This window comes from Rhizobium sp. 25PS6 (genome assembly GCF_032464655.1).
In the GTDB taxonomy this organism is placed as follows: Bacteria; Pseudomonadota; Alphaproteobacteria; order Rhizobiales; family Rhizobiaceae; genus Rhizobium; species Rhizobium laguerreae.
In genome coordinates, this window is record NZ_JAWDIV010000029.1 from 38,403 (window position 1) to 63,925 (window position 25,523).

At 60.8% G+C, this 25,523-nt stretch carries 29 protein-coding genes and 2 pseudogenes; 13 read left to right on the forward strand and 18 right to left on the reverse strand.

The window, feature by feature from the left end:
* Positions 1 to 22: 22 nt before the first annotated feature.
* A complete protein-coding gene (locus RWK44_RS31365) occupies positions 23 to 529 on the reverse strand; it encodes a GyrI-like domain-containing protein (protein WP_316029907.1) in 507 nt (168 codons plus the stop codon).
* Positions 530 to 671: 142 nt separating this feature from the next.
* On the opposite strand from RWK44_RS31365, the pseudogene RWK44_RS35100 reads away from it, so the two are divergent.
* From RWK44_RS35100 to RWK44_RS31380, 3 genes and pseudogenes are all read left to right on the forward strand, one after another.
* Positions 672 to 800 (forward strand): annotated as a pseudogene (locus RWK44_RS35100) (EAL domain-containing protein); the annotation flags it as partial.
* Between the two features lie 94 nt (positions 801 to 894).
* Positions 895 to 1,875, forward strand: a complete 981-nt coding sequence (locus tag RWK44_RS31375; protein ID WP_017959289.1) for an AraC family transcriptional regulator — start codon at positions 895 to 897, stop codon at positions 1,873 to 1,875.
* Positions 1,876 to 1,935: 60 nt separating this feature from the next.
* Complete coding sequence (locus tag RWK44_RS31380) at positions 1,936 to 3,144, forward strand: MFS transporter (RefSeq protein WP_316029909.1); 1,209 nt, start codon at positions 1,936 to 1,938, stop codon at positions 3,142 to 3,144.
* 381 nt (positions 3,145 to 3,525) lie between these two features.
* Here the strand turns inward: RWK44_RS31380 and RWK44_RS31385 are convergent, their stop codons facing one another.
* Both RWK44_RS31385 and RWK44_RS31390 read right to left on the reverse strand, forming a co-directional pair.
* On the reverse strand, positions 3,526 to 4,152 hold the full coding sequence (locus RWK44_RS31385) for a class I SAM-dependent methyltransferase (RefSeq protein ID WP_316029910.1): 627 nt from the start codon (positions 4,150 to 4,152) through the stop codon (positions 3,526 to 3,528).
* Between the two features lie 59 nt (positions 4,153 to 4,211).
* Complete coding sequence (locus RWK44_RS31390) at positions 4,212 to 5,225, reverse strand: DUF4268 domain-containing protein (RefSeq protein ID WP_316029911.1); 1,014 nt, start codon at positions 5,223 to 5,225, stop codon at positions 4,212 to 4,214.
* Between the two features lie 369 nt (positions 5,226 to 5,594).
* On the opposite strand from RWK44_RS31390, the gene RWK44_RS31395 reads away from it, so the two are divergent.
* Positions 5,595 to 5,945 (forward strand): DUF2200 domain-containing protein, encoded by a 351-nt coding sequence (locus RWK44_RS31395; protein WP_316029912.1) that lies wholly within the window; start codon positions 5,595 to 5,597, stop codon positions 5,943 to 5,945.
* 85 nt (positions 5,946 to 6,030) lie between these two features.
* Here RWK44_RS31395 and RWK44_RS31400 read toward each other — a convergent pair.
* Positions 6,031 to 6,315, reverse strand: a pseudogene (locus RWK44_RS31400) (TetR family transcriptional regulator); the annotation flags it as partial.
* A gap of 145 nt (positions 6,316 to 6,460) precedes the next feature.
* Complete coding sequence (locus tag RWK44_RS31405; RefSeq protein WP_316029913.1) at positions 6,461 to 7,078, reverse strand: cupin domain-containing protein; 618 nt, start codon at positions 7,076 to 7,078, stop codon at positions 6,461 to 6,463.
* A 198-nt stretch (positions 7,079 to 7,276) separates the two neighbouring features.
* Here RWK44_RS31405 and RWK44_RS31410 point away from each other — a divergent pair, with 198 nt between their 5' ends.
* The gene (locus tag RWK44_RS31410) at positions 7,277 to 8,983 is read left to right on the forward strand and encodes a winged helix-turn-helix domain-containing protein (RefSeq protein ID WP_316029914.1); all 1,707 of its coding nucleotides are present in this window, start codon (positions 7,277 to 7,279) and stop codon (positions 8,981 to 8,983) included.
* Positions 8,984 to 9,340: 357 nt separating this feature from the next.
* The gene (locus RWK44_RS31415; protein WP_316029915.1) at positions 9,341 to 9,691 is read left to right on the forward strand and encodes a DUF2200 domain-containing protein; all 351 of its coding nucleotides are present in this window, start codon (positions 9,341 to 9,343) and stop codon (positions 9,689 to 9,691) included.
* Between the two features lie 81 nt (positions 9,692 to 9,772).
* Here RWK44_RS31415 and RWK44_RS31420 read toward each other — a convergent pair whose 3' ends face one another.
* On the reverse strand, positions 9,773 to 10,471 hold the full coding sequence (locus RWK44_RS31420; RefSeq protein WP_316029916.1) for a TetR/AcrR family transcriptional regulator: 699 nt from the start codon (positions 10,469 to 10,471) through the stop codon (positions 9,773 to 9,775).
* Positions 10,472 to 10,661: 190 nt separating this feature from the next.
* Here RWK44_RS31420 and RWK44_RS31425 point away from each other — a divergent pair, with 190 nt between their 5' ends.
* The 3 genes from RWK44_RS31425 to RWK44_RS31435 all read left to right on the forward strand — a co-directional run bounded on the left by RWK44_RS31425 (position 10,662) and on the right by RWK44_RS31435 (position 12,151).
* Positions 10,662 to 11,150, forward strand: coding sequence for a RidA family protein (locus tag RWK44_RS31425; protein ID WP_316029917.1), 489 nt, complete (start codon positions 10,662 to 10,664; stop codon positions 11,148 to 11,150).
* A 143-nt stretch (positions 11,151 to 11,293) separates the two neighbouring features.
* Complete coding sequence (locus RWK44_RS31430; RefSeq protein ID WP_316029918.1) at positions 11,294 to 11,719, forward strand: hypothetical protein; 426 nt, start codon at positions 11,294 to 11,296, stop codon at positions 11,717 to 11,719.
* A gap of 123 nt (positions 11,720 to 11,842) precedes the next feature.
* Positions 11,843 to 12,151 carry a Dabb family protein gene (locus RWK44_RS31435; RefSeq protein ID WP_020048801.1) on the forward strand — a complete coding sequence of 103 codons (309 nt, stop codon included), beginning with the start codon at positions 11,843 to 11,845 and terminating at the stop codon, positions 12,149 to 12,151.
* A 33-nt stretch (positions 12,152 to 12,184) separates the two neighbouring features.
* On the opposite strand, the gene RWK44_RS31440 is transcribed toward RWK44_RS31435, so the two are convergent.
* The 6 genes from RWK44_RS31440 to RWK44_RS31465 all read right to left on the reverse strand — a co-directional run bounded on the left by RWK44_RS31440 (position 12,185) and on the right by RWK44_RS31465 (position 16,954).
* Positions 12,185 to 13,084 (reverse strand): metal ABC transporter substrate-binding protein, encoded by a 900-nt coding sequence (locus RWK44_RS31440; protein WP_316029919.1) that lies wholly within the window; start codon positions 13,082 to 13,084, stop codon positions 12,185 to 12,187.
* 16 nt (positions 13,085 to 13,100) lie between these two features.
* Positions 13,101 to 13,973: a metal ABC transporter permease gene (locus tag RWK44_RS31445; protein WP_316029920.1), complete on the reverse strand. Its 873-nt coding sequence runs from the start codon at positions 13,971 to 13,973 to the stop codon at positions 13,101 to 13,103.
* Positions 13,970 to 14,719, reverse strand: coding sequence for a metal ABC transporter ATP-binding protein (locus tag RWK44_RS31450; protein WP_316029921.1), 750 nt, complete (start codon positions 14,717 to 14,719; stop codon positions 13,970 to 13,972). Before RWK44_RS31450 ends, RWK44_RS31445 begins: the two co-directional genes overlap by 4 nt.
* Positions 14,716 to 14,844 (reverse strand): hypothetical protein, encoded by a 129-nt coding sequence (locus RWK44_RS31455; protein WP_260692929.1) that lies wholly within the window; start codon positions 14,842 to 14,844, stop codon positions 14,716 to 14,718. Before RWK44_RS31455 ends, RWK44_RS31450 begins: the two co-directional genes overlap by 4 nt.
* A gap of 642 nt (positions 14,845 to 15,486) precedes the next feature.
* On the reverse strand, positions 15,487 to 15,972 hold the full coding sequence (locus RWK44_RS31460; protein WP_011650769.1) for a peroxiredoxin: 486 nt from the start codon (positions 15,970 to 15,972) through the stop codon (positions 15,487 to 15,489).
* A gap of 130 nt (positions 15,973 to 16,102) precedes the next feature.
* Positions 16,103 to 16,954 carry a protein-disulfide reductase DsbD domain-containing protein gene (locus RWK44_RS31465; RefSeq protein WP_316029922.1) on the reverse strand — a complete coding sequence of 284 codons (852 nt, stop codon included), beginning with the start codon at positions 16,952 to 16,954 and terminating at the stop codon, positions 16,103 to 16,105.
* Between the two features lie 141 nt (positions 16,955 to 17,095).
* On the opposite strand from RWK44_RS31465, the gene RWK44_RS31470 reads away from it, so the two are divergent.
* From RWK44_RS31470 to RWK44_RS31480, 3 genes are all read left to right on the forward strand, one after another.
* Positions 17,096 to 17,701, forward strand: coding sequence for a YqgE/AlgH family protein (locus tag RWK44_RS31470; protein ID WP_168257630.1), 606 nt, complete (start codon positions 17,096 to 17,098; stop codon positions 17,699 to 17,701).
* Positions 17,702 to 17,820: 119 nt separating this feature from the next.
* Positions 17,821 to 18,012, forward strand: coding sequence for a CsbD family protein (locus tag RWK44_RS31475; RefSeq protein WP_131642478.1), 192 nt, complete (start codon positions 17,821 to 17,823; stop codon positions 18,010 to 18,012).
* A 151-nt stretch (positions 18,013 to 18,163) separates the two neighbouring features.
* Positions 18,164 to 19,249: a zinc-binding metallopeptidase family protein gene (locus RWK44_RS31480; RefSeq protein ID WP_025393473.1), complete on the forward strand. Its 1,086-nt coding sequence runs from the start codon at positions 18,164 to 18,166 to the stop codon at positions 19,247 to 19,249.
* A 529-nt stretch (positions 19,250 to 19,778) separates the two neighbouring features.
* On the opposite strand, the gene rnhA is transcribed toward RWK44_RS31480, so the two are convergent.
* From rnhA to RWK44_RS31505, 5 genes are all read right to left on the reverse strand, one after another.
* Positions 19,779 to 20,234, reverse strand: a complete 456-nt coding sequence (gene rnhA / locus RWK44_RS31485; RefSeq protein ID WP_017959271.1) for a ribonuclease HI — start codon at positions 20,232 to 20,234, stop codon at positions 19,779 to 19,781.
* On the reverse strand, positions 20,231 to 21,196 hold the full coding sequence (locus RWK44_RS31490; protein ID WP_222062750.1) for a homoserine kinase: 966 nt from the start codon (positions 21,194 to 21,196) through the stop codon (positions 20,231 to 20,233). The genes rnhA and RWK44_RS31490 overlap by 4 nt, the downstream gene beginning before the upstream one ends.
* A 70-nt stretch (positions 21,197 to 21,266) precedes the next feature.
* Positions 21,267 to 22,268 carry a 4-hydroxy-3-methylbut-2-enyl diphosphate reductase gene (gene ispH, locus RWK44_RS31495; RefSeq protein WP_077976530.1) on the reverse strand — a complete coding sequence of 334 codons (1,002 nt, stop codon included), beginning with the start codon at positions 22,266 to 22,268 and terminating at the stop codon, positions 21,267 to 21,269.
* Between the two features lie 239 nt (positions 22,269 to 22,507).
* The gene (locus RWK44_RS31500; protein WP_316029923.1) at positions 22,508 to 23,263 is read right to left on the reverse strand and encodes an SURF1 family protein; all 756 of its coding nucleotides are present in this window, start codon (positions 23,261 to 23,263) and stop codon (positions 22,508 to 22,510) included.
* Positions 23,256 to 23,636 carry a DUF983 domain-containing protein gene (locus tag RWK44_RS31505; protein ID WP_316029924.1) on the reverse strand — a complete coding sequence of 127 codons (381 nt, stop codon included), beginning with the start codon at positions 23,634 to 23,636 and terminating at the stop codon, positions 23,256 to 23,258. Before RWK44_RS31505 ends, RWK44_RS31500 begins: the two co-directional genes overlap by 8 nt.
* A gap of 119 nt (positions 23,637 to 23,755) precedes the next feature.
* Between RWK44_RS31505 and RWK44_RS31510 the strand changes: the two genes are divergently transcribed.
* Entirely contained in the window at positions 23,756 to 24,397 is a 642-nt protein-coding gene (locus RWK44_RS31510; RefSeq protein WP_131666143.1) for a chloramphenicol phosphotransferase CPT family protein, read from the forward strand.
* Between the two features lie 210 nt (positions 24,398 to 24,607).
* Here the strand turns inward: RWK44_RS31510 and RWK44_RS31515 are convergent, their stop codons facing one another.
* Complete coding sequence (locus RWK44_RS31515) at positions 24,608 to 25,486, reverse strand: cytochrome c oxidase subunit 3 (RefSeq protein ID WP_025393467.1); 879 nt, start codon at positions 25,484 to 25,486, stop codon at positions 24,608 to 24,610.
* Positions 25,487 to 25,523 lie beyond the last annotated feature (37 nt).

Below are 25,523 nucleotides of genomic sequence, written 5' to 3' on the forward strand. Positions count from 1 at the left end.
AGAGTAGCCTGGCTGATCGCGCTCACTCGAGACCTTCGCCATCAGCCATTTTGATCATTAGCGTTGTCACCAATCTTGACGGATCGGGTTCAATCGAGAGATTATTCTCGTGGATTTCGAGGCGGCAGGCGAATAAATCACCCTCCTCTGTCGGCGTGACGTCCCATTTGATTCCTTTTTCCTTCGCCCAGCCGATCAGCATCGCGGTTGCATCGTAAAGTCCGTCGTATGAGCCGGTGTAGGTCGAACTGACATATCTTCCGCTGGGCAACTCGCCATGGACCAGGCGCCCGGAGAGAGGGAGCGTGCTGTCGGTCGTCATGCCCACTTCGATTTCGAGGCGCGGCATATCGATCAGGTTGAATTTCATGAATTCGATGCCATCAGGCTCAACTCCTGCCCGTGCAAAGGCATCCCAAAGTTCGTCGAATGCAGGGGCAACCTCGTTATCGAAAGGAATGACCACACTCAGACGAGTGGCAACATATTTTCGTGCTTGAAACTCGATAATTTCGGGCAAAGTCAGCATGTTTATCTCCGTAGGCTTCACAATATGACGAACGCCCAACGGCTTTCCCGACACCCCGCTACGAAAATTCCTAGCTAATTTTCGTACTGCAGCCGCTTTGATTGGATCACCTGAGAAGCGGTGCCAGCGTGGGCGTCATATCACGCTCGCCTATCTCACCCGCTTCCCCTTCGACACGATCAAGCTCGACAAGGCCCTGGTGCGCGACAGCAGCGACAAGAAGGCGACCGTGCTCCGGTCGGTTATATCAATGGCGCACGAACTCGACATGGGGCTCACCTCGATTTGGTGTTGGGCAAATGGGGCGGAGGAAGCCCGGATCGGCAATACTTGCAGTCCGGACGCCTGGCATATAAATTGGCTCAATGCTTGATCGTTCATCCCAGTCTTCGACGCATATTCCCACGGACGCACTAAGCGAAGTTCTACAGGACTTTCGCCTGAGCGGCGTCAACTACGGCCGTTGTGAGCTGCGCGATCCGTGGAGCATCGCCTTTCCGCAGCAACAGCTGCTGCGATTTCATTTCGTTAGTGAGGGGCCATGCTGGATCTATACAGAAACCCAGGGATGGCAGGAACTGCAAGCTGGCGATCTTGTCTTGTTGCCACAAGGGGTCGAACACCGACTGGCCAGTAGGCCGGATGTTGTGGAGGACTCGCTAAAGAGCTGCCAGGTCATCAAATTGGGGGGGAACGTCTGCGAAGTGGTGCAGGAAGGAACAGGCGCGACAAGCACCCTGTTCTGCGGTTCCATGGCCTTGGGTGCGAATGCGCTCAACCCGTTGATCGCTCTGATGCCGCCGATCATCAAGGGTTGTGATGTTGCTGGCAATGATCCAGTCGTCGGCCCGCTTCTCGCCGCGATGACGGCGGAGGCGTCTCAGCCCCAGATAGGCAGCGCCACGGTTTTGTCACGCATGGCCGACGTACTCGTCGCACGGCTCATTCGCTGCTGGGTCAATTGCAGCGGGGCCTCGACCAGCGGCTGGCTCGCTGCGATCCGCGATCCTCATATCGGCCGTGCGCTGGCGGCCATGCACCGAGATCCCGGCCATGACTGGACGCTGGAGACCCTTGCTGGCGTGGCAGGTCAATCGCGCTCGATCTTCGCGGAACGCTTCAGTGCCATCTTAGGAGAAGGCGCAGCGCGGTATCTCGCCCGTCTGCGCATGCAGCTTGCACGAGAGTTGCTTGGTCAAAACATGTCGGTTGCCGAGGTCGCTTCTCAACTGGGCTATGAGTCTGAAGCCTCTTTCGCTCGTGCCTTCAAGCGCATCACGAGCGTATCGCCTGGGGTTATGCGTCGCACCATTTCCGGACGAACGGACATGGAATTCGGACTTTAGGATACATATCATCCTGAAAAACTCCGCTATGAAGACCTCCAAATCTTGGAGGTATTTTCAATGACGGACACAACATCACAGCTAGACAGCACCACGATCGGCCTCGATACTACCGTTCCGAGTTCATGGAGCCGCACCACCTGGTTTGCCGTTATTTCGATGGCGGCCACAAGCTTCGCGCTTGTGTCCGCTGAATTCCTGCCGGCGGGCCTGTTGACGCCGATGGCGCGTGACCTTGGCGTCAGCGAGGGAACAGCTGGTCAGGTTGTCACTGCAACCGCGTCTGTCGGCGCGGTAACGGCCTTGTTGAGCAATGTTTTCATCGGCAAGCTGAACCGGAAGACTGTCCTGGTTGGCTTAAGTGCCTTGGCTATCGGCTCCAATCTCCTGGCCGCCTTCGCGACGGATTTTTGGCTATTGTTGTTGGGGCGAGCCGGGCTGGGAATCGCGCTAAGTGGCTTCTGGGCACTTTCAGTTGCCGTTGTGGCCAGATTGGTTGGCGCCAATGCGACAGGGCGGGGTATGGCTATAGTCACCCTGGGCGTCTCTCTTGCCACCATAGCTGCACCATCCATGGGTGCTTTGGTTAGCGATTGGCTTGGGTGGCGTGCCGCCATGGCGATGACCGCAGGCCTCGCGGTAGTTGCGATGCTGCTTCAGATTCTCAGTTTGCCGACGTTACCCGCAACCACGAGCAACAGTCTTTCTGACGTCTTCGGGCTGACAAAACGGCGCACTGTTCAACTGGGAATGCTTGCCATCGTCTTGCTGATGACGGGACATTTTGCCGGCTCAGTCTACGTGCGACCCTTCCTCGAGCAGGTAACCCTCCTTGGCACCGGGCCGATTGCCTTGGCGCTGCTCGGGTTTGGCATCGCCGCTGTGATCGGTAATATCGCCGGCGGACGAATGGCAGACGCCAATATCCGCACGGCACTCGCTGTGACCGGCGCACTGATGGCGTTTGCGGCGCTTGCTCTCGTACTGTGGGGTTCATATAGCGGCATCGCGTTTGCCCTGGTTACACTTTGGGGTTTCGCCTTCGGGATGGCTCCGGTAGTACTGCCAACCAACTTGTCCCGCGGCGCAACGGATGCCTTGGAGGCAGCTGGCAGCCTGATGGTCGTTTCCTTCCAGGTCGCCATCAGCATCGGTGCGGTGTTCGGCGGCTACGTGGTCGATCACTACGGTCCGGCAGCGCCATTGACACTTACAGCCATGTTGGCGTTATCGACTATCGTTCTGGCGTTGCTGCAGCCCCGGGGCTGAATCTTCGAGCTCCGGCCACGTTGCGCAGAAGAGGCGAGGTCCAAAGTGCCCGGAGTGCCGGAGCAACGCTAAGCCGAGACGCGACGATGCTTTCTCGTTCCGGCGAGGAAGCACCGTCCGATCGCCGATGACCGCGACGAAAACAATCCTCTAATAGGCGTTTATGGAAGATCGGCGCTCACGACTAACATGGCCGGTGTGGCCCCTCATCTCTGCCATGGGACCCAATCGGAAATAGAAGATTAGCTCGCTGAACGTCGGCTTCGCGCCTTCATGTCGGCCACCGAGGACCTTTGCCTTCACCCGGAAGCCGACATTGCGGTGACCACCTGGAGTTCATGGTCGCGCCACAACCGGCCATTCCCGCAAGTTCCATGTGCGTCACGCCCGACTCGCCCGAACGCTCAGCCAATGATCATGGGGCCTTCCGACGCACCGACGTACCTCGCTGACGATCCAGCCGGCGTCTGTGAGTGCGGACCGCAGGGCAGATTCGCGCCAGTACGTCTCGACGTAGCGCCGGGGCGCTGCAGCACTGCCGTGTGTGGACACATCCTCGCCTTCGCCGTCTCTTACCGAGGCGTGCAATCGGCCACCGGTCCGGGTTGCCTCGGCAAGCCGTCCAAGCACCGTGCCGAAATCCTCGCGGGCGACATGAATCAGGCAGGCACAGGCCCAGATCCCGTCGTACGGCGTGCCGGGACGCTGCGGGTCGGCCAAGTCATCGGTCAGTGGGTCCAACAGGTCGGCTTCGAAGCCACTTTCGCGAAGCAGTTCGACGAAACCCTTTGCAATGTCGGTGCGCCGGACGCTCATTCCCCGCTTCTCAAGCTCAAGTGCATCTCGCCCGCCACCGCTTCCGATCTCCAGCACCCTGCCCGAGCCGCCCAGCTCGGTCACGAACGCATCGATCTCTGTCGCGACCCATTCGGGCATCGCCGCGGCCTCGGCAGCGTACTCCGTCGCGACCCTATCATAGGACCGCACGGTATCCAGGTCGGTGCTCATTCTAGCGCTCCTCCTTCAAGACAAGAGGCCTGATGAGCGAGAGGCCCATCAGGCCGAACCTAAACGACAGGCCTGTAACCTTCCGTCGCTTCTTCAGGCTGCCAAGCGCTCGCATCGAGGCCCCTAACCCGGTTCACGAACACACGGTAAAATTCGTTCAGTCGCGCGGCTAGCCAATCGTGTTGGCGGGGCCAATCCGCTTGATCCTCCGGATCGATCTCGTTGAGCGGTGTCGATATCCGTGTGTCCCTCCCCTCGGGCAGTTCGTCCCAATCAAGAGCATAGCCAAGTTCCGCCTCGATCTCCAATTTCTGTGCATGGAGCAGATGGAAAAATGCTTTGGCGTCAGCACAGGTGATCCAAAGGTCGGCGCGCACCTGTCGTTTCGGACGCACCATCGTAGCGTTGACCCCAAAACCGCTGCGTCCGATCGAATAGGACATCCAAGACTGCGGTTGCGGCTTACGCTCTCTCGCCAGTGGACCACCCTTAGCCATCAGGACGCTGCCCAATGCACTCCAATAAGCCAGTTGAAGCGCCTTGGTGCCGGTAAGCTCAGTCTCGTCGATCGCCCGTGCTGCCTGCGTGACGAGTTTGTTCCAGTTGTTGGGTTTGGACACGATGTTGAAACGAGGAGCAGCCGGCGATTCGCCTATCCTCCAAAGCTCCACCTCCACCCCAAAGAATCGGAAGGTTTCGTCGGTGATGCGATTCAACCAGTCGAGTGTGGAGCGGTGCTCGTCGGTGAATCGGGCGGCAATCCAAACGATCGTCACGGCCTCTAGGCCAGAGGCATAGGTCAACAATTGTCCAAGGTGAGAATGGTCAGTGCGCTCAAGCTGATTCTCAATCAGCACCCAAGCATTGGTGCCGATGTCCTTACATAGTATGTCGGCGCGAAACGGCCCTACGGCTCTCTCCTGCGCTTCTAGTTCGAGCTCAAGGCCAAGCGTTTCGCCGAGCGTGAGAAGGTTTTCTTCGCGCGCCAGCCACGGCGTGAAATGAGATGACTCACTTATCCAGATGTCACGAAGCTCGATCCTTACGAGCTTGCCAAGATTATAAGCGCTCATGCTTCCCCCTACTTAATCCATATCCAATACCCATTGGAATGAGTCAGTGCAAACCTCATAGGCGCGAATGCCTGCTATCGGGGATCATTTTAGGAGCTCGTCATGCTTCGCCCTTGCCGGACGACGTTCAACCCCGGCGCAACCTCCGGCCTGTGCCCTCTATTCCAACCGCAGGCGCCCTCCCGCGCAGCGGGTTCGTTCATCGGCCCCGTAGCGGTCGTCTACCCAAGCCGAGCCGATGTCCGTTGTTGGTGCAATCCGGTCGAAGACGCGCGGCGCTGTAGAGATGCCATTATCGGGCACTTGTTGAGGACTTGAAGTCAGCTATCTCAAGCCGGAAAATATCTGGAACGTTGAGGAGCAGCAGGCATGACGAAGCATCGCATCTATTCCATCAGCGTCGCGAGCGTCTATCCCCACTATGTCGCCAAGGCAGAGAAGAAGGGGCGCACGAAGACGGAGGTCGATGAAATCATTTGTTGGCTGACGGGGCATAGCCAGCAGAGCCTGGACGATCAATTGGCTGAGAGGACCAACTTCGAGGATTTCTTTGCGCAAGCGCCTCAGATGAATCCCTCCCGATCGTTGATTACGGGCGTGATCTGCGGCGTGCGCGTGGAAGACATCCAGGAAACGACGATGCGGGAAATCCGCTATCTGGACAAATTGATCGACGAACTCGCCAAGGGGAAAGCGATGGAGAAAATCCTGCGGACATAGCCGGGAAACCGTGTCGCGGCAGTGCGGGATCACCCGCGGCGCGTGTGCAGAATCCGGCACCGTCTCGTTCAGGAATGACCAATGTTCACAGGCGCGGAGCAAGACCATCGAGCAGGAAGTCGAGGCCCTTCCTGAAAGCGCCGTTCCAATCATTATCCAGCAGCAGACGAGAGCGTTCGATCGTCGGGTAGTGCTCGCTCAGACCTGTCAGGCGCTGCTGCGCGGCCGCTCTGTCGTCATCGGAGAGATCGAAGTTCGCCCGGGTGATGGTGGCGCCGATCACATAGTTCCAGAGCGACCATATCGCGACGTTCAAATCCGCGTCCGCGACACCGGCTTTGGACAAGGTCTTGCTCAGTAGTTCCAGGCGAACGCGGATTTGCAGCACATCTGGGGCAGGCGGACGCGTATCTGAACAGCATGCGCCGATCCTGTAGATGCCGCGCCGTGATGAAAGCGCCGGAGTGGCGTTTCGCCGCCGTCCAAACATTCGCGCCACCCAGCGAAATGTCGCTTCAGTCGAGGCTGGCCGGCGACGAGAACGGCCGATTTGCGTCCACCACGAAGATGGCGAACTGATCGAGGTCGGTTGTTCCGGCGTTGAACACTTCCATCGGAGTATCGGCGCCATGCCCGACCATGGTCGTTCCGGCCTCGGCATAAGCCACGCCGTGGGGCGTCCTCTGGCCGAGCTTGCCGGCCAGGACATAGAAGGCCTCCGGTCCCGGATGTGAATGGATCGACGACTTGGAGCCCGGCGCGCCGCCGGCACGGTTGATGCGCAGCAAGTATTCGCTCGCGCTGACCGATGGGAGGGGACCAATCTCAGTGGCCTTGGTGCCGACGGCAGTGACGCCATCCTTCGGCCCAAGCGTGAACAACCAGACCTTGCCTGCGACCTCCGCCGCAAGCGAGGTGGAGCCCGCAGCGCCCTGGGCCTGGGCCAGGGTAGGGAAATTCTCCAGCCGCCAGAATAACGGTCCGGGCGGCAGTTCCTTCACCTTTTTCTCCACCACCGGCTCGACGACGAATTTGGCATCCGCGGCCATCGGCGCTGAGGGCATGAGCCCGAGAGCACACAGTGAGAACACAAGGATTCCGATGCGAGGTGCGTTGACTAATCGCGGCTTCATGGGTGGGTCCTCCTCTCGATGCAACGAGTTTGTGGTTGGACAATGCCGAAGACGTTGCCGTGAGGGTAAGCCGAAGGGCTTGCCGAGTAACGAATGCCATCCGATTTTTTGCCGAAGAAACGACGATCGGGCGACAGTCCAACCACCCAAAAATATGGTAAAAGGGAGGCAGGAAAGACAGCGACATTGAGATAGCCGATGGACACCTCGGTGCCTACCAAGATCCTTATCAATGGGGTAATTGCCGACCTGAGCAACGAAGCGCTGAGCGGCGGGCCAGGCAATTCGATTGATCTCAGGCCGCAGGCCTTCGCGGTGCTGCGCTATTTGTCGAACAACCCCAACCGACTGGTCACCAAGAGTGAGCTGATGCAGTCGGTGTGGCCGGGAACGGCAGTCACCGATGACAGCTTGGTGCAATGCATCCACGAGATCCGACGCGCACTCAAGGATGACAGGCACTCCATCCTGAGGACCAAGTCGCGGCGCGGCTACTGGCTGGTGCTGCCGGAGGCGAACGCCGCAGCGACGCCAGGCACGAATCTGGCGAGTAGCCTAGCGCGCCGGCGACCGCTCGCCGCCGTGGTCGGATCGTTACTAATCGTTCTCGCCGTTGTCATTGCTGCTTGGTGGATGCTGCGGCCAACGCCTCCGAGCGGCAAGCCGGTTGTTGCGGTGCTCCCCTTCGCCATGCTTGGAGAGGATGCCGCCGCGCGCCGGCTGGGGAACGGCCTTACGGAAGAGATCATTACCGATCTCGCCCGTTTCCCGGAATTCCAGGTAATCGCCCGCGACTCGATTCAAACATACACCGGCAGATCGATCAGGTTGGCCGAGATCGCCAAAACGCTCGGGGTCAGTTTCGTGGTCAAAGGCTCGATCCAGCGCCAGGGCGGCCGGCTGCGCATCACCGCGCAGCTCTTCGACGCGGCAACCGGCAAGCATCTGTGGTCAGATCGCTGGGACCGGCCCTACGAAGATCTGTTCGCTATCCAGACCGAGATCTCCGAGCAGGTCTCCAACCGGCTCGGCGGCGGGCACGGCGTGATCCAGGAGGCAGGCCGGATTGCGGCGCATCGCAAGCCGCCAAACGACCTTACTGCCTACGAGCTGTACCTGCTCGGCACGGAACAGCTTACGAAGATGAATCGCGCCGACGTCGAGGAGGCCATCAAGCTCCTCAAACGCGCCGTCGAACTCGACCCGGGGCTCGCGCGCGCCTGGGTCGAGCTCTATCACGCGTATGGCGTCATGCCTAGTTTCGGCGCCGATTTCGAGGCCAACTTCCGACTGGCCGCCGAGGCTGCCGAACGTGCGGTCATGCTCGATCCGAGCGACGCGGAGGCGCACGCCGTGCTGGGCTTCAGTTTCGGCGACAGGAACGATCTTGCACGCGCCAAGATGGAATTCGACACGGCGCTACGCATGGCGCCGAACCAGTTCGAAATTCTGAGCTTCTACGCTTTCTTGGCATCCAGCTTCGGCGAGCCGCAGCGCGGTGCCGACATGGCCGATCGGGCAATCCGTGTTAACCCGAACTACCCGATGGCGAGCAGCAGGCTTTTTGCTGCTGCCTATTTCATGGCCGGACGCTATGAAGACGCGCTTCGCATGCAGCAGCAAATGGGTCCGGAGAACTACGGTCGACGGATGTGGGTATATCGCCCAGCCGCGCTGGCCGCCACCGGCCGCACGGCCGAAGCGAAAACCGCGCTTGCGGAGGCACTGAAATGGTTTCCCGATCTTACCATAGAGGGATTTGTTAGCCTTCCTGACACAAATGAAGACGACAGGCGGCGGCTCATCGAGACCATGCGGCTCGCCGGTTTTCCGCCCTGTGCAAAACCAGAGGCGCTGACCCGTTTCGAAAAGCCTGTGCGCCTGCCGGAATGCGTCGAGGGCTGAGTGAATCTTGAGCCCGTGGGGCGGGATCGGCAACATCGAAGTCCTGACTTGGTCCGGTCCTTACGGCCGCGCGTCTCACGACGATGCCCGCGCCCCCACATAAATCTCCGCTCTGGACGATTTGCAGACCGAAGCTGCCGGTCTGCTCCCGGCCCCTGTAGCGGCCGTCTACCCAAACCGAGCCGATGTCCGTTGTTGGTGCAATCCGGTCGAAGACGCGCGGCGCTGGAGAGATGCCGCCTTTGCACTGATCTACTTCGCGCCCGCGGAAGCTTACCCATTATCGGCCACTTGTTGAGGTCTTGAAATCAGCTATCTCAAGCCGGAAAATATCTGGAAGGTTGAGGAGCAGCAGGCATGACGAAGCATCGCGTCTATTCCATCAGCGTCGCGAGCGTCTACCCCCACTATGTCGCCAAGGCAGAGAAGAAGGGGCGCACGAAGACGGAGGTCGATGAAATCATCTGTTGGCTGACGGGGCATAGCCAGCAGAGCCTGGACGATCAGTTGGCTGCGAAGACCAACTTCGAGGATTTCTTTGCGCAAGCGCCGCAGATGAATCCCTCCCGATCGTTGATTACGGGCGTGGTTTGCGGTGTCCGCGTGGAAGACATCCAGGAAACGACGATGCGGGAAATCCGCTATCTGGATAAATTGATCGACGAACTCGCCAAGGGGAAAGCGATGGAGAAAATCCTGCGGAAATAGCCGGACGTGTCGCTGCGATACCGCGATCACCACGGCACGTGCGCAGAATCCGGCACCGTCTCGTTCAGGAATGACGAATGTTCACGGTCTCGGCGCGAGGCCATCGAGCAGGAAGTCGAGGCCCTTCCTGAAAGCACCGTCCCAATCATTGTCCAGCAGCAGACGAGAGCGTTCGATCGTCGGATAGTGCTCGCTGAGACCTGTCAGGCGCTGCTGCGCGGCGGCTCTGTCCTCGTCCGAGAGATCGAAGTTCGCCCGAGTGATGGTGGCGCCGATCACATAGTTCCAGAGCGACCAGATGGCGACGTTCAAATCCGCATCGGCGACACCGGCTCCGGACAGGGTCTTGCTCAGCAGTTCCAGGCGAATGAGGATGTTCGGGCCGAGCGCCCGGCGCGGCAACAGCGAGGCCGACCAGGGATGGCGCAGCATGTTGGCGCGCCAGTCTTCGAGCATATGGACGATGTCCTCGCGCCAGTCTTCAGACGCAACGAGACCGAGCGGTGCGCGATATTCGAGCACCGCATCCAGCGCCAGATCGAAGACCTCCTCCTTGTTGTCGACGTGCCAATAGAGGCTCATCGCGCCCGCGCCGAGGCGATCGGCCAGCCGACGCATCTTCAATCCATCGACGCCCTCGGCGTCCAGCAGGTCTACCGCGGTCGCCACGATCCGTTCCAGCGAGAGAGGCGGCTCACTGCGCGGCTCCTGCCCGGACTGAGGTGAAGCACCTCTCCGCCCGGACCCTTTGCTCTCAGCATCGCTGCGTTTGGCTGCCATTCGTCTTCCTTATCGATCAGACGTCGATCTAAGCCGACAATGCTGGGAATGTCGATCCTGACCGATTGACTCGTACGCTGTACGATGCAATTTAGTCGTACGCCGTACGAGTCGATCATGTGGCGATAAGATTCCATCCTGCAGGCCGCGAGGATCCGTCGCTCGCAGCCCTGGAAAACCAGGAGAAGTCATGTCACGCGCAATCAAGCATCACATTATCGGAGGACTCATCATCATGACCATCAGCGTTCCCACCGCGGCGACAGCCAATGAGGACCATCTCAAGCTGACCATCGTCAATCCGAAAAACCTCTACGACCCCTCGCCGAACGGTTACAGCACGGCGGTGATCGTGCCGCGCCAAGGCCGGCTGGCCTATATCTCCGGACAGGGCGGCCAGGACAGCACGGGCGCCTTGTCGCCAGACTTCGCCGTCCAGGTGAAGCAGGCCTATGCGAATTTGCGCACCGCCCTCGATGCACTCGGCGCAAGGCCGGATCAGGTCGCCAAGCTGACGGTCTTCGTGGTCGATCACGATATGTCCAAGCTCGAGGTGCTGACTGGGAATGTCAAGGACATGTTCGGCGAAGCATTGCCGGCCCAGACGCTGATTCCCGTCCCCAAGCTTGCCATCGACCCCATGCTCTTCGAGGTCGAAGCCGTGGTCGTCCTGGAATAGCGGCGGCGGCGGATCGAGACAATTTCGGATTTTCCCGGTGGTTCGCCAACATCTGCTTGGCGCGCCACCCTTCCCTTTTGTGAGTAGCCATTGACCAACGGCCTGCGATGTGCGTCTCTCATTGCTTGCACAAGGAAAATCCCATGCTCAAGTTTCTGTTCGCCCTCTCGATGGGTGTTTTTTGCGTCTCGCCGCTTCAGGCCGCTGAGATCACTCCGGTCACCAAAAGCTGCCAGCCGGGGGCAAAACAGGCGCAATGCGAGCGATGGGTCACGGATATCAAGAAAGCCGTAGCGCTGGCCTATAAAGGCGACAACGGGGCGCAGAGGACCATTGCCTTCTGCCTGTCCACCGGTTGCCATGGTGCCGTCGCCATCGACAAGGTCGCCTCCTGCAGCTGGCATCTCGTCATCGCCAATTCCGGTTCCACGACAGTGCTCGACAGTTCAAACACCAGGAACACCTGTCGGCCGATGACGGCGGCTGAGAAAGATCAAGCTCGCGCGCTGGCGAGCGATCTCGTCCAGAAGATCTACAAGCGGCCCCTGGTCAAGACCGACCAGATGTAATCTGCCCGGCTCACGGCTGCGGCACAACGTCCGCGTGAAAAATAAATCTCGTTGCTCTCCCGGCTTTCGCCGCTATTCTCCATCCAAAGAAAATCGGGCCAAAGAAAATCGGGAGGACCACTGATGATCCTGCACTGCGTATTCCTGCGGCTGAAGACCGCGATGACGGCCGAAGACAAGCAGTCGCTGTTTGCGGCGATCGTCGCCCTGAAACAGCTCATCCCCGGCATATTGGATATCAAATACGGGCCGAATGTTTCGCCCGAGGGACTGCATGGCGGCTTCGTCGACGGTTTTGCCGTGACCTTTGAAAGCGCCGAAGCCCGGGACGCCTATCTCATCCATCCCGAGCACGTGACCGTCGGCGAGCGCATCGTCTCGTCGACGGATGGAGGCCTTGCCGGCATCCTGGTCTTCGACCTTAATTTGTGAGGGCCGCAGGATAGGCCTGCAGCCCTCGATACTTCAGCTCGATTTCGCCATGGCGGCGGCGAGCTGGTCGACATTGTACTTGAACATCTTTTCATAAGTCGGCGCCGGTCCCTTGGCGTCGGACAGGGATTCAACATAGAGCTCGCCGCCGGGCTCGGCACCGGTTGCCTTGGCGACCTGCTTGACCAGGCGCGGATCGTTGGAATTCTCGAAGAAATAGGCCTTCACATGCTCGCCCTTGATCTGCTCGATCAGCTTGGCGACGTCGGCGGCCGATGCCTCGCTTTCGGTGGACAGACCAAGCGGCGCCAGGAAGCTGACATTATATTCGCGGCCGAAATAACCGAAGGCATCATGGCTGGTCAGCACCTTGCGGCGATCGTCGGCCACCTTGTCGAATTTCGCATGGGCATAGGCGTTCAATTCATCGAGCGTCTTTGTGTACTTCTCGGCATTGGCCTTGAAGGCGGCGGCGTCCGAGGGATCGGCCGATGACAGCGCCTTTTCGATATTGGCGACCCAGACCTTGACGTTGACGGGGCTGTTCCAGACATGCGGATCGGTGATTTTTTCGCCGTCCTCTTCCATGGTGCGGGTATTGATGCCTTCGGAAACGGTGACCGGATTGCCCTTATAGCCCGAGGCGGTGATCAGGCGGTCCATCCAGCCTTCCAGCCCCTCGCCGCTGACGAAGGTGACTTGAGCCGCGTTCAAATTCTTCGCGTCGGCCGGCGACGGCTCGAATTCGTGGGGATCGCCGTTCGGCCCGACGAGGCTCGTCACCTTGACGTGCTCGCCGCCGACCTGTTTGACGACATCGGCTAGCACGGTGAAGGAGGCCACAACCTTCAGCGTTTCGGCGGAGGCCGGCACGGCCGACAGCGCCATCAAAGCGGGGATTGCTGCGGAGAGAAGCAGTCTGTGCGGTGTCATCGAAGTCTCCTTGGGATCAGCCCTTCAAATGCGGGCGGGGGAAGAAGCGCCGGGCTAAGCCGGATGGCGCGAAAAGAATAGAGAAGCCGTAGAGCAATGCCGCCGTCATGATGATCGTCGGGCCGGAGGCAAGCTCCAGATGGTAGGAGGCGATCAGGCCGAGATAGCCGGATGCGGCGGCACTGACGGCCGATATTGCCATCATCACGGCCAGGCTGCGCGACCAGAGCTGGGCGACGGCTGCCGGCAGCATCATCAGGCCGACCGCCATCAGCGTGCCGAGCGCCTGGAAGCTGGCGACGAGGTTCAGCACCACCAGCAGCAGGAAGAGCACGTGATAGACCGGCCCGCGCCCGCCGACGGCGCGCAGGAACCCCGGATCGAAGCATTCGGCCACCAGCGGCCGGTAGATGAAGGCGAGTATGACGAGGGTTAGCGAAGTGATCGCGCCGATCAGATGAAGGGCGGGCGCATCGATCGCCAGGATGGTGCCGAAGAGCACATGCAGGAGATCGATATTCGAACCGCGCAGCGAGACGATCAGCACGCCGAGCGCCAGCGAAGCGAGATAGAAGCTGGCAAAGCTCGCATCCTCCTGTAGCACGGTCATCCGGCTGACGGCGCCCGAAAGCAGCGCCACCGACAGGCCGGCAATGAGGCCGCCGAGGCCCATCGCCGTCAGCGACAGGGAGCCGGCGACGAGGTAGCCGATGGCAGCCCCCGGCAGCACGGCATGGCTCATGGCGTCGCCCATCAGGCTCATGCGCCGCAGCATCAGGAAGACGCCGATCGGTCCGGAGCCGAGCCCGAGGCAGAGGCAGGCGACGAGCGCGCGGCGCATGAAACCGTAATCGGCAAAGGGCGCGAGGAAGAGATCGTAAGCCGTCATGCCGCCGGCGCCTCTTCGGGTGCGCAGGCATTTGCATCCTCATCCCAGCGCTCGGCCATGGCGCGGGCCTTCAGGAGATTGACGGAGGACATGACGTCTGCGGTCGCACCCCAGCCGACCAGTTCTCGGGCGAGCAGCAGGGTTTGCGGAAAATGGGCGCGAACGAGCTCGAAATCGTGGAGCACGGCGATTACCGTGCGGCCTTCGCCGTGCCAGCGGGTGACGATATCGACGAGGTCCCTGGTCGTGCGGGCATCGATTGCGGTAAACGGCTCGTCGAGCAGGATAATGCCGGCATCCTGCAGCAGCAGGCGGGCAAAGAGCACACGCTGGAACTGGCCGGCCGAGAGCGAGCCGACATGGCGCCGGCCGAAACCTTCGAGCCCGACGGCGGAGAGCGCCTCGCCTGCCCTCTTCACCTCGGCGGGTGCGATGCGGCCGAAGGCGCCCGTCTTCTTCCAGGCGCCGAGCATGACCGTGTCGATGACCGAGATCGGAAAGCGCCGGTCGATCTCGGCCGCCTGCGGGAGATAACCGAACTGTGCCCGCTCCAACCGGTGCTCGACCCTGCCTTCGGCGGGGCGAAGCTCCCCCATGATCGCCTTCAGCAGCGTCGACTTGCCCGCCCCATTCGGCCCGGCAATCGCCGTCAGGCTGCCCGAGGCGAAGGCGCCGGAGACATGATGGACGGCGGGGTGCCTGTTATAGGCGACGGTCAAATTCTCGAGACGGATCAGCGGCGTCATGGCAAGACAACCGCCCAGTGGATCGCCAGCCACAGGAGCGCAATGGCCAGAGCCATGCCGGTCACCCTGGAGAATGCCGACTGTCCCAGCAGGCTGACGAGGGGGCGGTCGGGGCTCGGGGGCATGGCACATCCTACAATGTAATAACATTACCGTTATGTTATAACGATTGAGGCGAGATTGAGGCGGGAGGTAATCCCAGTTTTATTGCTAAGCTAAATACGGGCAGCATCGACATAAGATAATCGAGTGCTTGCACCCATTTGACAGGCGCGCGCTCCAAAGCCAGACTTAGCGCATGATAAAGCCTTGGCCTCTGCTTGTTGACCATATCCGCAATGTTCGAAAACGTTCGGAAGACGAAAAATTCTCGTCGGCCTTGCTGGGCATTGAGCAACTTGCTGATTTCATCGCTCAGGGTTCGCTTCGGGATGCGCTGTTCGGATGGACATCAATGGCTGATCTATGCGTCCAACAAACCGAGCATAAGCCCTATTCAGTGGCCTACCTGCGGATTTCAGCACAGTCATCGGGCCTGATAGAGTTTCGCTTTATCGACACGGCCGTGGACCGCAGGCAATGGACGCGGACGGAACCGCCAGAACGAGCTGTTGACAGGCTTAGGACCTTCTTAGACCAACTTCATTGGGTTTCGGCCCCCGGCCAACCGCACACTCGACGTTCAATGGGGTAGACGACGAAGCCGCACCTTAAGCCCCTCCCCCTTGTGGGGAGGGGTTGGGGAGGGGTAATTGTTGTTCGAGAGATCAGAGCTGTTCCAGCATCGCGGCGGCACCCGAAACGGTTGCCTGGCCGGGGCTTTCCTCGACGTTGAGGGCTTTGACCACGCCGTCTTCCACCAGCATCGAATAGCGCTTGGAGCGAAGGCCGAGGCCGCCGGCGGAGAGGTCGGCGTCGAGGCCGACGGCCTTGGTGAAGCCGGCATCCCAATCGGCGAGGAAATGGATCTTGCCCATGCCGCCTGATGATTGCGCCCAGGCACCCATCACGTGCCAGTCGTTGACGGCGACGACGGCGATGTCGTCGACGCCCTTGCCAAGGATGGTATCGCGGTTTTCGAGATAACCCGGCAGATGGTTCAGCGAGCAGGTGGGCGTAAAGGCGCCCGGCACGGCAAAGAGCACGACGCGCTTGCCGGCGAAGAGCTGATCGGTGGTGATTTCGACCGGGCCGTCAGCCGTCTTTTCCTTGAAGGTGGCGGCAGGAAGCTTGTCGCCGATCGCGATGGTCATGGTCTTCTCCTTGGTTCTGTCCTTAGCGATTTCCGGCTCCGGAGGTTTCCGGGCTTTGGGTTCTGGCTTTGGAAATTCCGGCTTGGCGGCGGCGGGCGCCGCAGGGATCGGAGGCGACTATAGGAGCCCATCATTGAAAGGCAAGAGTGGTCTCCATCGCCCTTTCGCCGTCAATGACGAGCACGCTCCAGCGCTTGCCTGCCACGTCGTAATCCTTCGGCAGCTTGCCGATAGCGACATCGACCTTGAAGGTGGCGCCGTCGCGTTTGCCGCCGATTTGCTTGGTGAAGGCATAGCCGCTCGGGCCGGTGACGATGATATCCGGCGCGCCCTTCCCTTCGCCCTGCCCCCCGGCCGGCAAGACGAGATCGAGCGACAGCGTCTTCCTGTCGGGCGACATCGCATGCGCCGTCACGTCGAAATCCGGCGATGGCGGCTTCGGCAATCTCGCATCGGCGGCCTGGAGGATCGCCTCCTCCTGCGGGTGCGACTGGATGGCGGGGCCAAGCTTCAGCTGCAAATTCGCCTGGAAGGGAATGCAGATATCCTTGCAGATGCCGATGAAGGCGGCGGCGTCGATCGTCACCGGGCCTTTGCCGGCCGCCGTCAGCGACAGCGGCAGCGTCACCGGCGCGTCATAGGCGATATCCTCGATCGCGCCCTTGAAAAAATGCTTCGGGACGGGATAGGCGATGGCATCGAGCGTGACGCCGCTTTCCGCCGCGATGGTGATCTGGGGCGGAATGCCGCTGTTGCCGGGCTCTTTCCAATAGGTGATCCAGCCGGATTTCGGCTCGATCTGAAGAGCGGCGCGGATTTTGCCGCCGGCATCGGGTGCGAGCGCCACGAGGCGCATGCGGCCGCCCTCGTTTTCCGCCCAGGCGCTCATTTCCGCGTGGGCGGAAGAAAACGGCACAAGGGCTGTGACCACCGACACAACAGCGATTAAAAGCCTGCACGGACCTGAGGAAATAATCATCATGGAACAAAGGTTTACCGAATGTGCAGTTTGGCCGCCAGAAGTGGCGGCAATTTAATTCTTCATTTTCAGTTGATTGATGTGTGACATTGGCCCATGTTTCTTTTGTCGAGGCCTTTGTGCGGTCTAGCAGCAGGAGGAACGATGTCCTTATTGACCCTGAAGAACAGACGGGAACGTGGCTTCTTCGATGGCCAGTTCCTCATCGCCATGCCGGGCATGGAAGACCGCAATTTTGCGCGCGCTGTCATCTACATCTGCGCGCATTCGGATGCCGGCGCCATGGGCTTCGTCATCAACCGTCCGCAGAGTCTTACCTTCACCGATGTGCTGCAGCATCTCGACATGATCAAGCCGGAAGACTCGATCGTGCTGCCGAAGCGGGCGCGCGAATTCCCGATCCAGACCGGCGGCCCGGTGGAAAGCGGCCGCGGCTTCGTGCTGCATTCGGACGATTATGCCAGCGACTCCTCGATCCCGGTCAGCGACGACATCTGCCTGACGGCGACGCTCGATATCGTGCGCGCCATCTCCAAAGGCGATGGGCCGACGCGCGCGACTATGCTGCTCGGCTATTCCTCCTGGGCGGCCGGCCAGCTCGAAAGCGAGGTCGTCAACAATGGCTGGCTCACCTGCCCGGCCAATGAGGATTTGATCTTCGACCGCAGCCTCGATGATAAATACGAGCGGGCGCTCGCCGGCATGGGCGTGACCGCTGCCATGCTTTCGGCCGAAGCCGGCCATGCTTGAGAGGCTGGCTTGCCTGACAGCAGCTGACCTGACGGCAGCGGGAACGAATAGCTGCAAGTGACGTTTCATTTCGGCAAGCATGGACAAGACGCCCGTGCCGACCAAGGAGACATCACAAGATGGGTAGCACCAGCGACAAGATTTCCGGCAAGGCAAACGAAATTGCCGGCAAAACCAAGCAGGCCGCCGGCAGGGCCATGGACGATCGCGACATGCAGGCCAAGGGTGCCGTCCAGGAAGCCAAGGGCAAGGGACAGGTCGCAACCGGCAAGGTCAAGGACAAGCTCAAGGGCGCCGTCGACCGGCTCTGAGCGACAGCCTCTCTTCACACACGCAAAGACGCTGTGATTCCGATTTAAGGAATGCGCAGCAGACGCTCATCCTTTATCACCATGCCTGCTGTGCCAGCGTGCGGCAGGCATTTTCAATCCCCCACCCTCATGCTTTGCAGAGATAGACACGATGAAGCTTTTTGCCTGCGACAACTGCGATCAGGTCGTCCACTTCGACAACCGTCGATGCGTGCGCTGCAACCACCGCCTCGGCTTCCTGCCAGGCGATCTCGCCATGCATGCACTGGAACCGCGCGACGAGACGCTCTGGCAGCTCGTTTCCAATCCTGATCGCGACGTCCGCTTCTGCGCCAATGCCAGCCTCGACATCTGCAACTGGCTGGTGGACGATGAGGGCGAGAGTGAATTCTGTGTTGCCTGCCGCCATAACCGGCTGGTTCCGAACACTGACACTCAGGACGGCATCGACCGCTGGCGGCGCATCAGCCAGGCGCAGCGTCATCTGTTTTATTCGCTGCTGCGCTGGAAGCTGCCGCATCCGGATCGGGCGCAAGACCCGCAAGGCGGCCTGGTCTTCGATTTCCTCGAGGATTCAATCGAGAGCAACGGCTTTATCGTGCCTGCTATGACCGGTCACGAGGAAGGCCTGATCACCATCCGCGCCGCAGAGGCCGACGATGCGACGCGCGAACAGGCGCGCAGCTCGATGAACGAACCCTATCGCACGCTGCTTGGCCATTTCCGCCACGAGGCCGGCCATTTCATCTGGAACAAGCTGGTGCGCGATCGGGGCGGCCTTGCCGATTTCCGCGCCGTCTTCGGCGACGAACGGCAGGATTATATGGCAGCCCTCCAGACCCATTATGCCGGCGGCGCGCCCTTGGGATGGCAGGACAATTTCATCAGCGCCTATGCGGCGTCGCACCCCTGGGAGGATTTTGCCGAATGCTTCGCGCATTACCTCCATATCGTCGATACACTCGAAACCGCGCGCGCCTTCGGCATCGCTATCGATCCACGCGGCCATGAGGAAATCGCCGGCGAGGTGGATTTCATCCCCTACAGGGCAAGGAGCGCCGAACAGCTGGTCAGTGCCTGGGTGCCGCTCAGCATCGCGATCAACGCCATCCAGCGCAGCATGGGCCAGCCGGACTCCTACCCCTTCGTGCTGTCCTCGCCGGTTGTGGCAAAACTCGAATATCTGCACCGGCTGATCCAGGGTGCGGCGACCGCGCCGCAGCAGCGGGCGGCTTGAGGAGATGGAAAGCCGTCGCTATCGTTGCCGGGAGGCGCCGTGATATCCCCACCCTCATTCCTGTGCTCGTCACAGGAATCCAGCCACCGCGCCTCGGCGCGGTGAATGACTCTCTGCGGCGGTAAGAATGTCTTCCGCGCCCAAGGACTTGGGCGCACTGGATTCCTGTGACAGGCACAGGAATGAGGGTGGGTGAGACCAGCGTTCGGGACAATCAGCGAAGATAGCGGGATATACAGCGGCATCCGCAACGCTCCTCGTCCTGAGGCGCGTAGCCCAAAGGGCGAAGCCTCGAAGGACACGCCGCAATATTGCTTCCTGCGCCCATATCCCATCTGACGCCGGCACACCCGCCTCGTCCTTCGAGGCCCCTTTGGGGCGCCTTAGGATGAGGCTCTCTTGGACGTTGCCGCCATCGCACCACACTCGGTCACGGCGAAAACGCGATGCCTATAGCTCTGGCCCGGCACCCAGCACGCCCATGATGCCACGACCGCGCCCATCGGGCTCGCCGACCAAACGTGGGGACTTAAAACGAAACCGCCTTGCCCTTCTTGAACGGCTCCATACCCCGGCGGGCGAGTTCGTCGGCGCGTTCGTTTTCCGGGTGGCCGGCATGGCCCTTGACCCAGTGCAGCGTCACCTTGTGGCGGTCACGGGCCGCCTCCAGCGCCTGCCAGAGCTCGGCATTCTTCACCGGCTTTTTGTCAGCGGTCTTCCAGCCGTTTTTCTTCCAGCCGAAAATCCACTTGGAGATGCCGTCCTTGACATAGGCGCTGTCGGTATAGAGATCGACCTCGCAGGGCGTTTTCAGCGCCGACAGCGCCGAGATTGCCGCCAGCAGCTCCATGCGATTGTTGGTCGTGTCCGCCTCGCCGCCGCAAAGCTCCTTTTCGACATCGCCATAACGCAGCACCGCGCCCCAGCCGCCGGGGCCGGGATTGCCGGAGCATGCGCCGTCGGTAAAGATATCGACGTGTTTCATAGGCTCAATCCGTATTCGGCGGGCGATTTGATCTGGCGGTGGAACCGCAGCTTGCGCAGATATTCGAGCGGGTCCTTCTTGGTGACCATGGCGCCCTCAGGCGTCATCAGCCAGTCATAGAGCCGGGTCAGGAAGAAGCGCAGCGCGGACCCACGCGACAGCACCGGCAGGGCTGAGATTTCGGCATCGCTCAGCGGCCGAACGCTCTGGTACCCCTCTAGCATCGCCGTGCCCTTGGTGATGTTATAGGCGCCGTCTTTCTCGAAGCACCAGGCATTCAGGCAGATCGAGACGTCATAGGCGAGCAGGTCGTTGCAGGCGAAATAGAAATCGATCAGGCCGGAGAGCTGGTCGCCGAGGAAGAAGACGTTGTCGGGGAAGAGGTCGGCATGGATGACGCCGGCCGGCAGGCCACTCGGCCAGGCGGCGGAGAGGAAATCGAGTTCGCTGCGGATCTCGGTCTGCAGGCCGGGCTCGACCTCGCCGGCGCGCGCCTCGGATTTCTCCCAGAGCCCCCGCCAGCCGTCGATCGACAGCGCATTCGCCCGCTTCAACTGGAAACCAGCGCCGGCCACATGCATCTCGGCCAGCGCTCTGCCGACCTCGCGGCAGTGCTTCGCCTCCGGCTTTCTCAACCACATGCCTTCGAGGAAGGAGATCAGCGCCGCCGGACGGCCGGACAGCGAGCCGAGCAGAGCGCCGTCGCGGCGCGGCAGCGGCAGCGGGCAGGACAGGCCGCGGGCGGCAAGGTGCTGCATCAGGCCGAGGAAGAAAGGCAGGTCGCTCTTTTCCACCCGCTTCTCATAGAGCGTCAGGATCAGCGGGTCCTTGGAGGTGTGAAGCAGGAAGTTGGAGTTTTCGACGCCCTCGGCAATGCCCTTGTAGGAAAGCAGCGTGCCCGCGTCATATTCCGTCAGGAACCATTTCAGATCGTCTTCGGCGATATCGGTATAGACTGCCAAGTGAGGTCTCGCCTTCATGCCTTGTTGATATTGGATTTGCCGGAGTGGACGCCTAGGCCGAAAGGCCGATCTAGCCGTTGACGAAGGCCATGTCGGCGGTCGTCAGCTCGATGCTGCGCAATTCGCGGTTGACCAGGAAATTTTCGGTTTCCTGCACCGTTTCGGCCAGTTCGACGCGGGCATCGAAGCGAGCGCGGAAAGCCTCGATGATCTCGTTGACGATGACCTCGGGCGCGGAAGCGCCGGCGGAAAGGCCGAGCGTCGAAATCGCGCCGATCTCGTCCCAATCGAGCTCGGCGGCGCGCTGCACGAGGATCGATTTCTTCGCCCCTGCCCTGAGCGCCACTTCAACGAGCCGCTTGGAATTGGACGAATTCGGCGCGCCGACGATGATGAAGAGATCGCAGCCGGGGGCTGCCTGCTTCACCACTTCCTGGCGGTTGGTCGTCGCATAACAGATCGAGTCCGCCGCCGGCGCCGTCAGGTTCGGGAAGCGTTCGTGCAGGCGGGTGATGACACCGGCCGTATCGTCGACCGACAGCGTCGTCTGGGTGACATAGCCGAGATTATCGGGATCAACAGGGACATAGGCGTCCGCATCCTCGATCGTCTCGATCAGCGAGACCGATCCCTCCGGCAGCTGACCCATCGTGCCGATCACCTCGGGGTGGCCGGCATGGCCGATGAGGATGACATGGCGGCCGAGGCGATTGTGGCGCATCGCCTGCTTGTGGACCTTGGAAACCAACGGGCAGGTGGCGTCGAGATAGAAGAGATTGCGGCTTGCCGCATCCTCGGGCACGGATTTCGGCACGCCGTGGGCGGAGAAGACCACCGGCTGGGCGCGATGTTCTGCCGGGATCTCGTCCAGTTCCTCGACGAAGACGGCGCCCTTGGCCTCCAGCCCCTCGACGACATAGCGATTGTGGACGATCTCGTGGCGCACATAGACCGGGGCGCCATAGGATTTCAGCGCCAGCACGACGATCTGGATGGCACGGTCGACGCCGGCGCAGAAGCCGCGCGGGCCGCAGAGCCTGATCGTCAAAGGAGGTTTCGCCGCAATATTCATGTCTGTTCCACAAATTCCTCATTCCTGTGCTCGTCACAGGAATCCAGCCACGGCGCGTCGGCGCCGTGAATGACTGTCAACATCCTCGTCCCTCTTCCGCGCCCAAGGACTTGGGCGCACTGGATTCCGGTGACAAGCACAGGAATGAGGGAGAACTTGGTAACGTCCAGCTTCAACAGCAACGTCCCGCGTAGGGCTAAGGGACCTCTAGCCCAATATGGTCGAGAATTGAAGTGATACTATTGCTGAGGTGTCTTGGCACCCTTGCGGAACCAGGAGATCGCCACCACGACGACGAGCACGGCGGCCAGCCCGTACCAGGTGAAAGCATATTGCAGATGGTCGTTCGGCAGATCTACCTGGGTGACGCCGCCGATCGGCAGGCCGGCCGGATTGGGGGTAGAATCGGCATCGACGAAAAAGGGAATGACGCTCGCTTTCTCCAGCCCGACGCTCTCGGCCATGACGTCGAGATCCTTCCAGTAGAAGATGTTCTTGGCGACGTCATTATCGGGCACCACCCAGGAAGGCTTGCCGGGAAGCTTTTCGCGCGCCAGGCCGGTGACGGTCTGCTCTCCCGTCAGCTGGCCCTGCATGCGCATTTCCGGCTCCTTGTTGTCATAGGGAACGAAGCCGCGATTGACGAAGAGAATGCGCCCGTCGGCAAGCTCCAGCGGCGTATAGATGTAATAGCCGGTCTGGCCGCGCCAGGTGGCGAAGAAGTGCCGCTCCTTGTTGTTGATATAGCGGCCGGTGGCGGTCACCTTGCGGTATTCGATATCGCCGCCTGCAGCCGCCATCGCCTCGATGTCGGCAAGCGGCACGGGGCTTGCTGCCTGCCGCGCGGCGATATCGGCGATCAGGCCTTCCTTCCAGTACAGGCGCTCCACCTGCCAGGTACCGAGCGAAATCAGGATGGCAAGGGCGATCAGCACCAGGATGCCGGTCAAAACCGGCAGCCGGCGGCGCGGCGTTGCATGCACTATTTCAGTCACTCAGGCGTCCTTCGCGGGCATTATGACGGTATTGCATGGCGATCAGGATGCCTTTGAACCAGCGCAGCGTCAGCAGCGACAGGATAATCGTCAGCGGAGCGAAGAGCAGGATATGCACCCAGATCGGCGGCCCGTAATTCACCTGCAGCCACAGCACCATGCCGATGACGATGAAGCCGACGATGAGGATGACGAAGACCGCCGGGCCGTCACCGGAATCGGCGAAGGAATAATCGAGGCCGCAGGCAGCGCAGCGCGGCTTCACGCCGAGCAGGCCATCGAAGAGTTTGCCCTCACCGCAGCGCGGGCAGCAGCCCTTGATCCCGGTCTTCACCGGGTCGACGGGGGGGAAATGGGCGCTGTCCTCGTTCATGCTGTTCCTTGTGACAATTCCATGCTGCCTTAACTCTCCCATAAAGTATTCGCATCCCGAATGGAAATAGCTGCGCGGTCTCTGCCGAGCGATTCGCGCCAAACAGAAGAAGAAAACTGATGAGCAATGACAGCCATGCCGGGCAGATCGTAATCTTGAATGGTGCGCCGCGGAGCGGCAAATCAAGCATCGTGCGCGTGATCCAGGATGAATTCGAAGGCCCGTGGATCAACCTCGGCGTCGACAGCTACAATGCTATGACACCGAAGCGCTACCTGCCGGGCATCGGCCTGAGGCCCGGCGGCGAGCGGCCGGATCTCGAGGAGCTAGTGGCATTCCTCTATGCGGCGCTTTACGAGTCGATCGCCATCCATGCCGGATTGGGTCTCAATGTCGTGGCTGATCTCGGCCATCATGACAGCTACTCGCAGCCGCTCGGCATTCTCGGCGATTGCGCCCGCCGGCTGGAGGGGTTTCGCGTGCTGTTCGTCGGCGTGCGCTGTCCGATCGAGACGATCATGCAGCGGCGCGACATTGTCCAAGAGGGGCGCGAGACGCTTTATCTCAGCGCCACGGAGGACGTACCAGTCCCGGAACCGGTGCAGCGCTGGCAGGATGAGGTTCATCGTCCCGGCATCTACGACATGGAGGTCGATACGTCGGTGCTGACACCGCTCGAATGCGCCGAAGCGATCCGCCACCAGTTGGATCTCGGGATTCCCGAACCTTTGGCTTTCGAACGGATCGCCGGGGCGCGCTGAGCTGAAAAAAGTATAGGGTCAGCCTTAGACTGCGGACGAAGTCGGCAAACTCCCTCTTTCGTCATGCGCGGGCTTGTCCCGGGCATCTGGGACCGGTTGATATGTAGCAGATCCTCGGCACAAGGCCGAGGATGACGCCGAGTAAAGAACGAGATTTACCAATAAAAAAGGCGGGCACCAGGCCCGCCTTTTGCTTGACGATCGTTCCGGTCAGCCGGCTGCGACAGGTGCGCCCCAGCCGCCCCAGACGTAGATGCAGAAGAACAGGAACAGCCAGACGACGTCGACGAAGTGCCAGTACCAGGCGGCCGCCTCGAAGCCGAAGTGCTGCTTCGGGGTGAAGTCGCCGCGCAGCGCGCGGATCAGGCAGACAGCCAGGAAGATCGTGCCGACGAGGACGTGGAAACCGTGGAAACCGGTCGCCATGAAGAAGGTCGCGCCGTAGATCGAGCTCTTGAAGGCGAACGGCGCGTGAGCATATTCGTAGGCCTGAACGGCAGAGAAGAACATGCCGAGCAGCACGGTCAGCGTCAGGCCCTGGATCAGGCCCTTGCGGTCGTTGTGCAGCAGCGCATGATGCGCCCACGTGACCGTGGTGCCCGACAGGAGCAGGATGACGGTGTTGTAGATCGGCAGGTGCCAGGGGTCGAGAACCTCGATACCCTTCGGCGGCCAGGTGCCGCCGGTATAGAGCACGCGCGAGGCCTGGATCGCTTCGTTCGGATAGAGGCTGGCGTCGAAATAGGCCCAGAACCAAGCGACGAAAAACATCACTTCCGAAGCGATGAACATGATCATGCCGTAGCGCAAGTGCAGCGAGACGACACGGGTGTGGGCGCCCTCATGGGCTTCCTTCACCGTATCGGCCCACCAGCCATACATGACGTAGAGCACCAGCGCGAAGCCGATATAGAAAACCCAGGGATTGGCAAGCTCGAAGCCGGCGACCTTGAAGGAGCCGCCATTGAGATAACGCATGTAGGAGACGCCGCCGAGCGCCATGATGAAGGCGCCGAGCGAGGCTAGAATCGGCCACGGGCTCGGATCGATGATGTGATAGTCGTGATTCTTCTGGTGAGCATCGGCCATGTCGTTATCCCCGGATGTCTTCCTTCACTCCGCTCCC

Coding starts and splice junctions, on each gene's coding strand:
- RWK44_RS31365 (WP_316029907.1), bottom strand. CDS start 529: ATGCTGACTTTGCCCGAAATTATCGAGTTTCAAGCACGAAAATATGTT.
- RWK44_RS31375 (WP_017959289.1), top strand. CDS start 895: ATGCTTGATCGTTCATCCCAGTCTTCGACGCATATTCCCACGGACGCA.
- RWK44_RS31380 (WP_316029909.1), top strand. CDS start 1,936: ATGACGGACACAACATCACAGCTAGACAGCACCACGATCGGCCTCGAT.
- RWK44_RS31385 (WP_316029910.1), bottom strand. CDS start 4,152: ATGAGCACCGACCTGGATACCGTGCGGTCCTATGATAGGGTCGCGACG.
- RWK44_RS31390 (WP_316029911.1), bottom strand. CDS start 5,225: ATGAGCGCTTATAATCTTGGCAAGCTCGTAAGGATCGAGCTTCGTGAC.
- RWK44_RS31395 (WP_316029912.1), top strand. CDS start 5,595: ATGACGAAGCATCGCATCTATTCCATCAGCGTCGCGAGCGTCTATCCC.
- RWK44_RS31405 (WP_316029913.1), bottom strand. CDS start 7,078: ATGAAGCCGCGATTAGTCAACGCACCTCGCATCGGAATCCTTGTGTTC.
- RWK44_RS31410 (WP_316029914.1), top strand. CDS start 7,277: ATGGACACCTCGGTGCCTACCAAGATCCTTATCAATGGGGTAATTGCC.
- RWK44_RS31415 (WP_316029915.1), top strand. CDS start 9,341: ATGACGAAGCATCGCGTCTATTCCATCAGCGTCGCGAGCGTCTACCCC.
- RWK44_RS31420 (WP_316029916.1), bottom strand. CDS start 10,471: ATGGCAGCCAAACGCAGCGATGCTGAGAGCAAAGGGTCCGGGCGGAGA.
- RWK44_RS31425 (WP_316029917.1), top strand. CDS start 10,662: ATGTCACGCGCAATCAAGCATCACATTATCGGAGGACTCATCATCATG.
- RWK44_RS31430 (WP_316029918.1), top strand. CDS start 11,294: ATGCTCAAGTTTCTGTTCGCCCTCTCGATGGGTGTTTTTTGCGTCTCG.
- RWK44_RS31435 (WP_020048801.1), top strand. CDS start 11,843: ATGATCCTGCACTGCGTATTCCTGCGGCTGAAGACCGCGATGACGGCC.
- RWK44_RS31440 (WP_316029919.1), bottom strand. CDS start 13,084: ATGACACCGCACAGACTGCTTCTCTCCGCAGCAATCCCCGCTTTGATG.
- RWK44_RS31445 (WP_316029920.1), bottom strand. CDS start 13,973: ATGACGGCTTACGATCTCTTCCTCGCGCCCTTTGCCGATTACGGTTTC.
- RWK44_RS31450 (WP_316029921.1), bottom strand. CDS start 14,719: ATGACGCCGCTGATCCGTCTCGAGAATTTGACCGTCGCCTATAACAGG.
- RWK44_RS31455 (WP_260692929.1), bottom strand. CDS start 14,844: ATGCCCCCGAGCCCCGACCGCCCCCTCGTCAGCCTGCTGGGACAGTCG.
- RWK44_RS31460 (WP_011650769.1), bottom strand. CDS start 15,972: ATGACCATCGCGATCGGCGACAAGCTTCCTGCCGCCACCTTCAAGGAA.
- RWK44_RS31465 (WP_316029922.1), bottom strand. CDS start 16,954: ATGATGATTATTTCCTCAGGTCCGTGCAGGCTTTTAATCGCTGTTGTG.
- RWK44_RS31470 (WP_168257630.1), top strand. CDS start 17,096: ATGTCCTTATTGACCCTGAAGAACAGACGGGAACGTGGCTTCTTCGAT.
- RWK44_RS31475 (WP_131642478.1), top strand. CDS start 17,821: ATGGGTAGCACCAGCGACAAGATTTCCGGCAAGGCAAACGAAATTGCC.
- RWK44_RS31480 (WP_025393473.1), top strand. CDS start 18,164: ATGAAGCTTTTTGCCTGCGACAACTGCGATCAGGTCGTCCACTTCGAC.
- rnhA (WP_017959271.1), bottom strand. CDS start 20,234: ATGAAACACGTCGATATCTTTACCGACGGCGCATGCTCCGGCAATCCC.
- ispH (WP_077976530.1), bottom strand. CDS start 22,268: ATGAATATTGCGGCGAAACCTCCTTTGACGATCAGGCTCTGCGGCCCG.
- RWK44_RS31505 (WP_316029924.1), bottom strand. CDS start 23,636: ATGAACGAGGACAGCGCCCATTTCCCCCCCGTCGACCCGGTGAAGACC.
- RWK44_RS31510 (WP_131666143.1), top strand. CDS start 23,756: ATGAGCAATGACAGCCATGCCGGGCAGATCGTAATCTTGAATGGTGCG.
- RWK44_RS31515 (WP_025393467.1), bottom strand. CDS start 25,486: ATGGCCGATGCTCACCAGAAGAATCACGACTATCACATCATCGATCCG.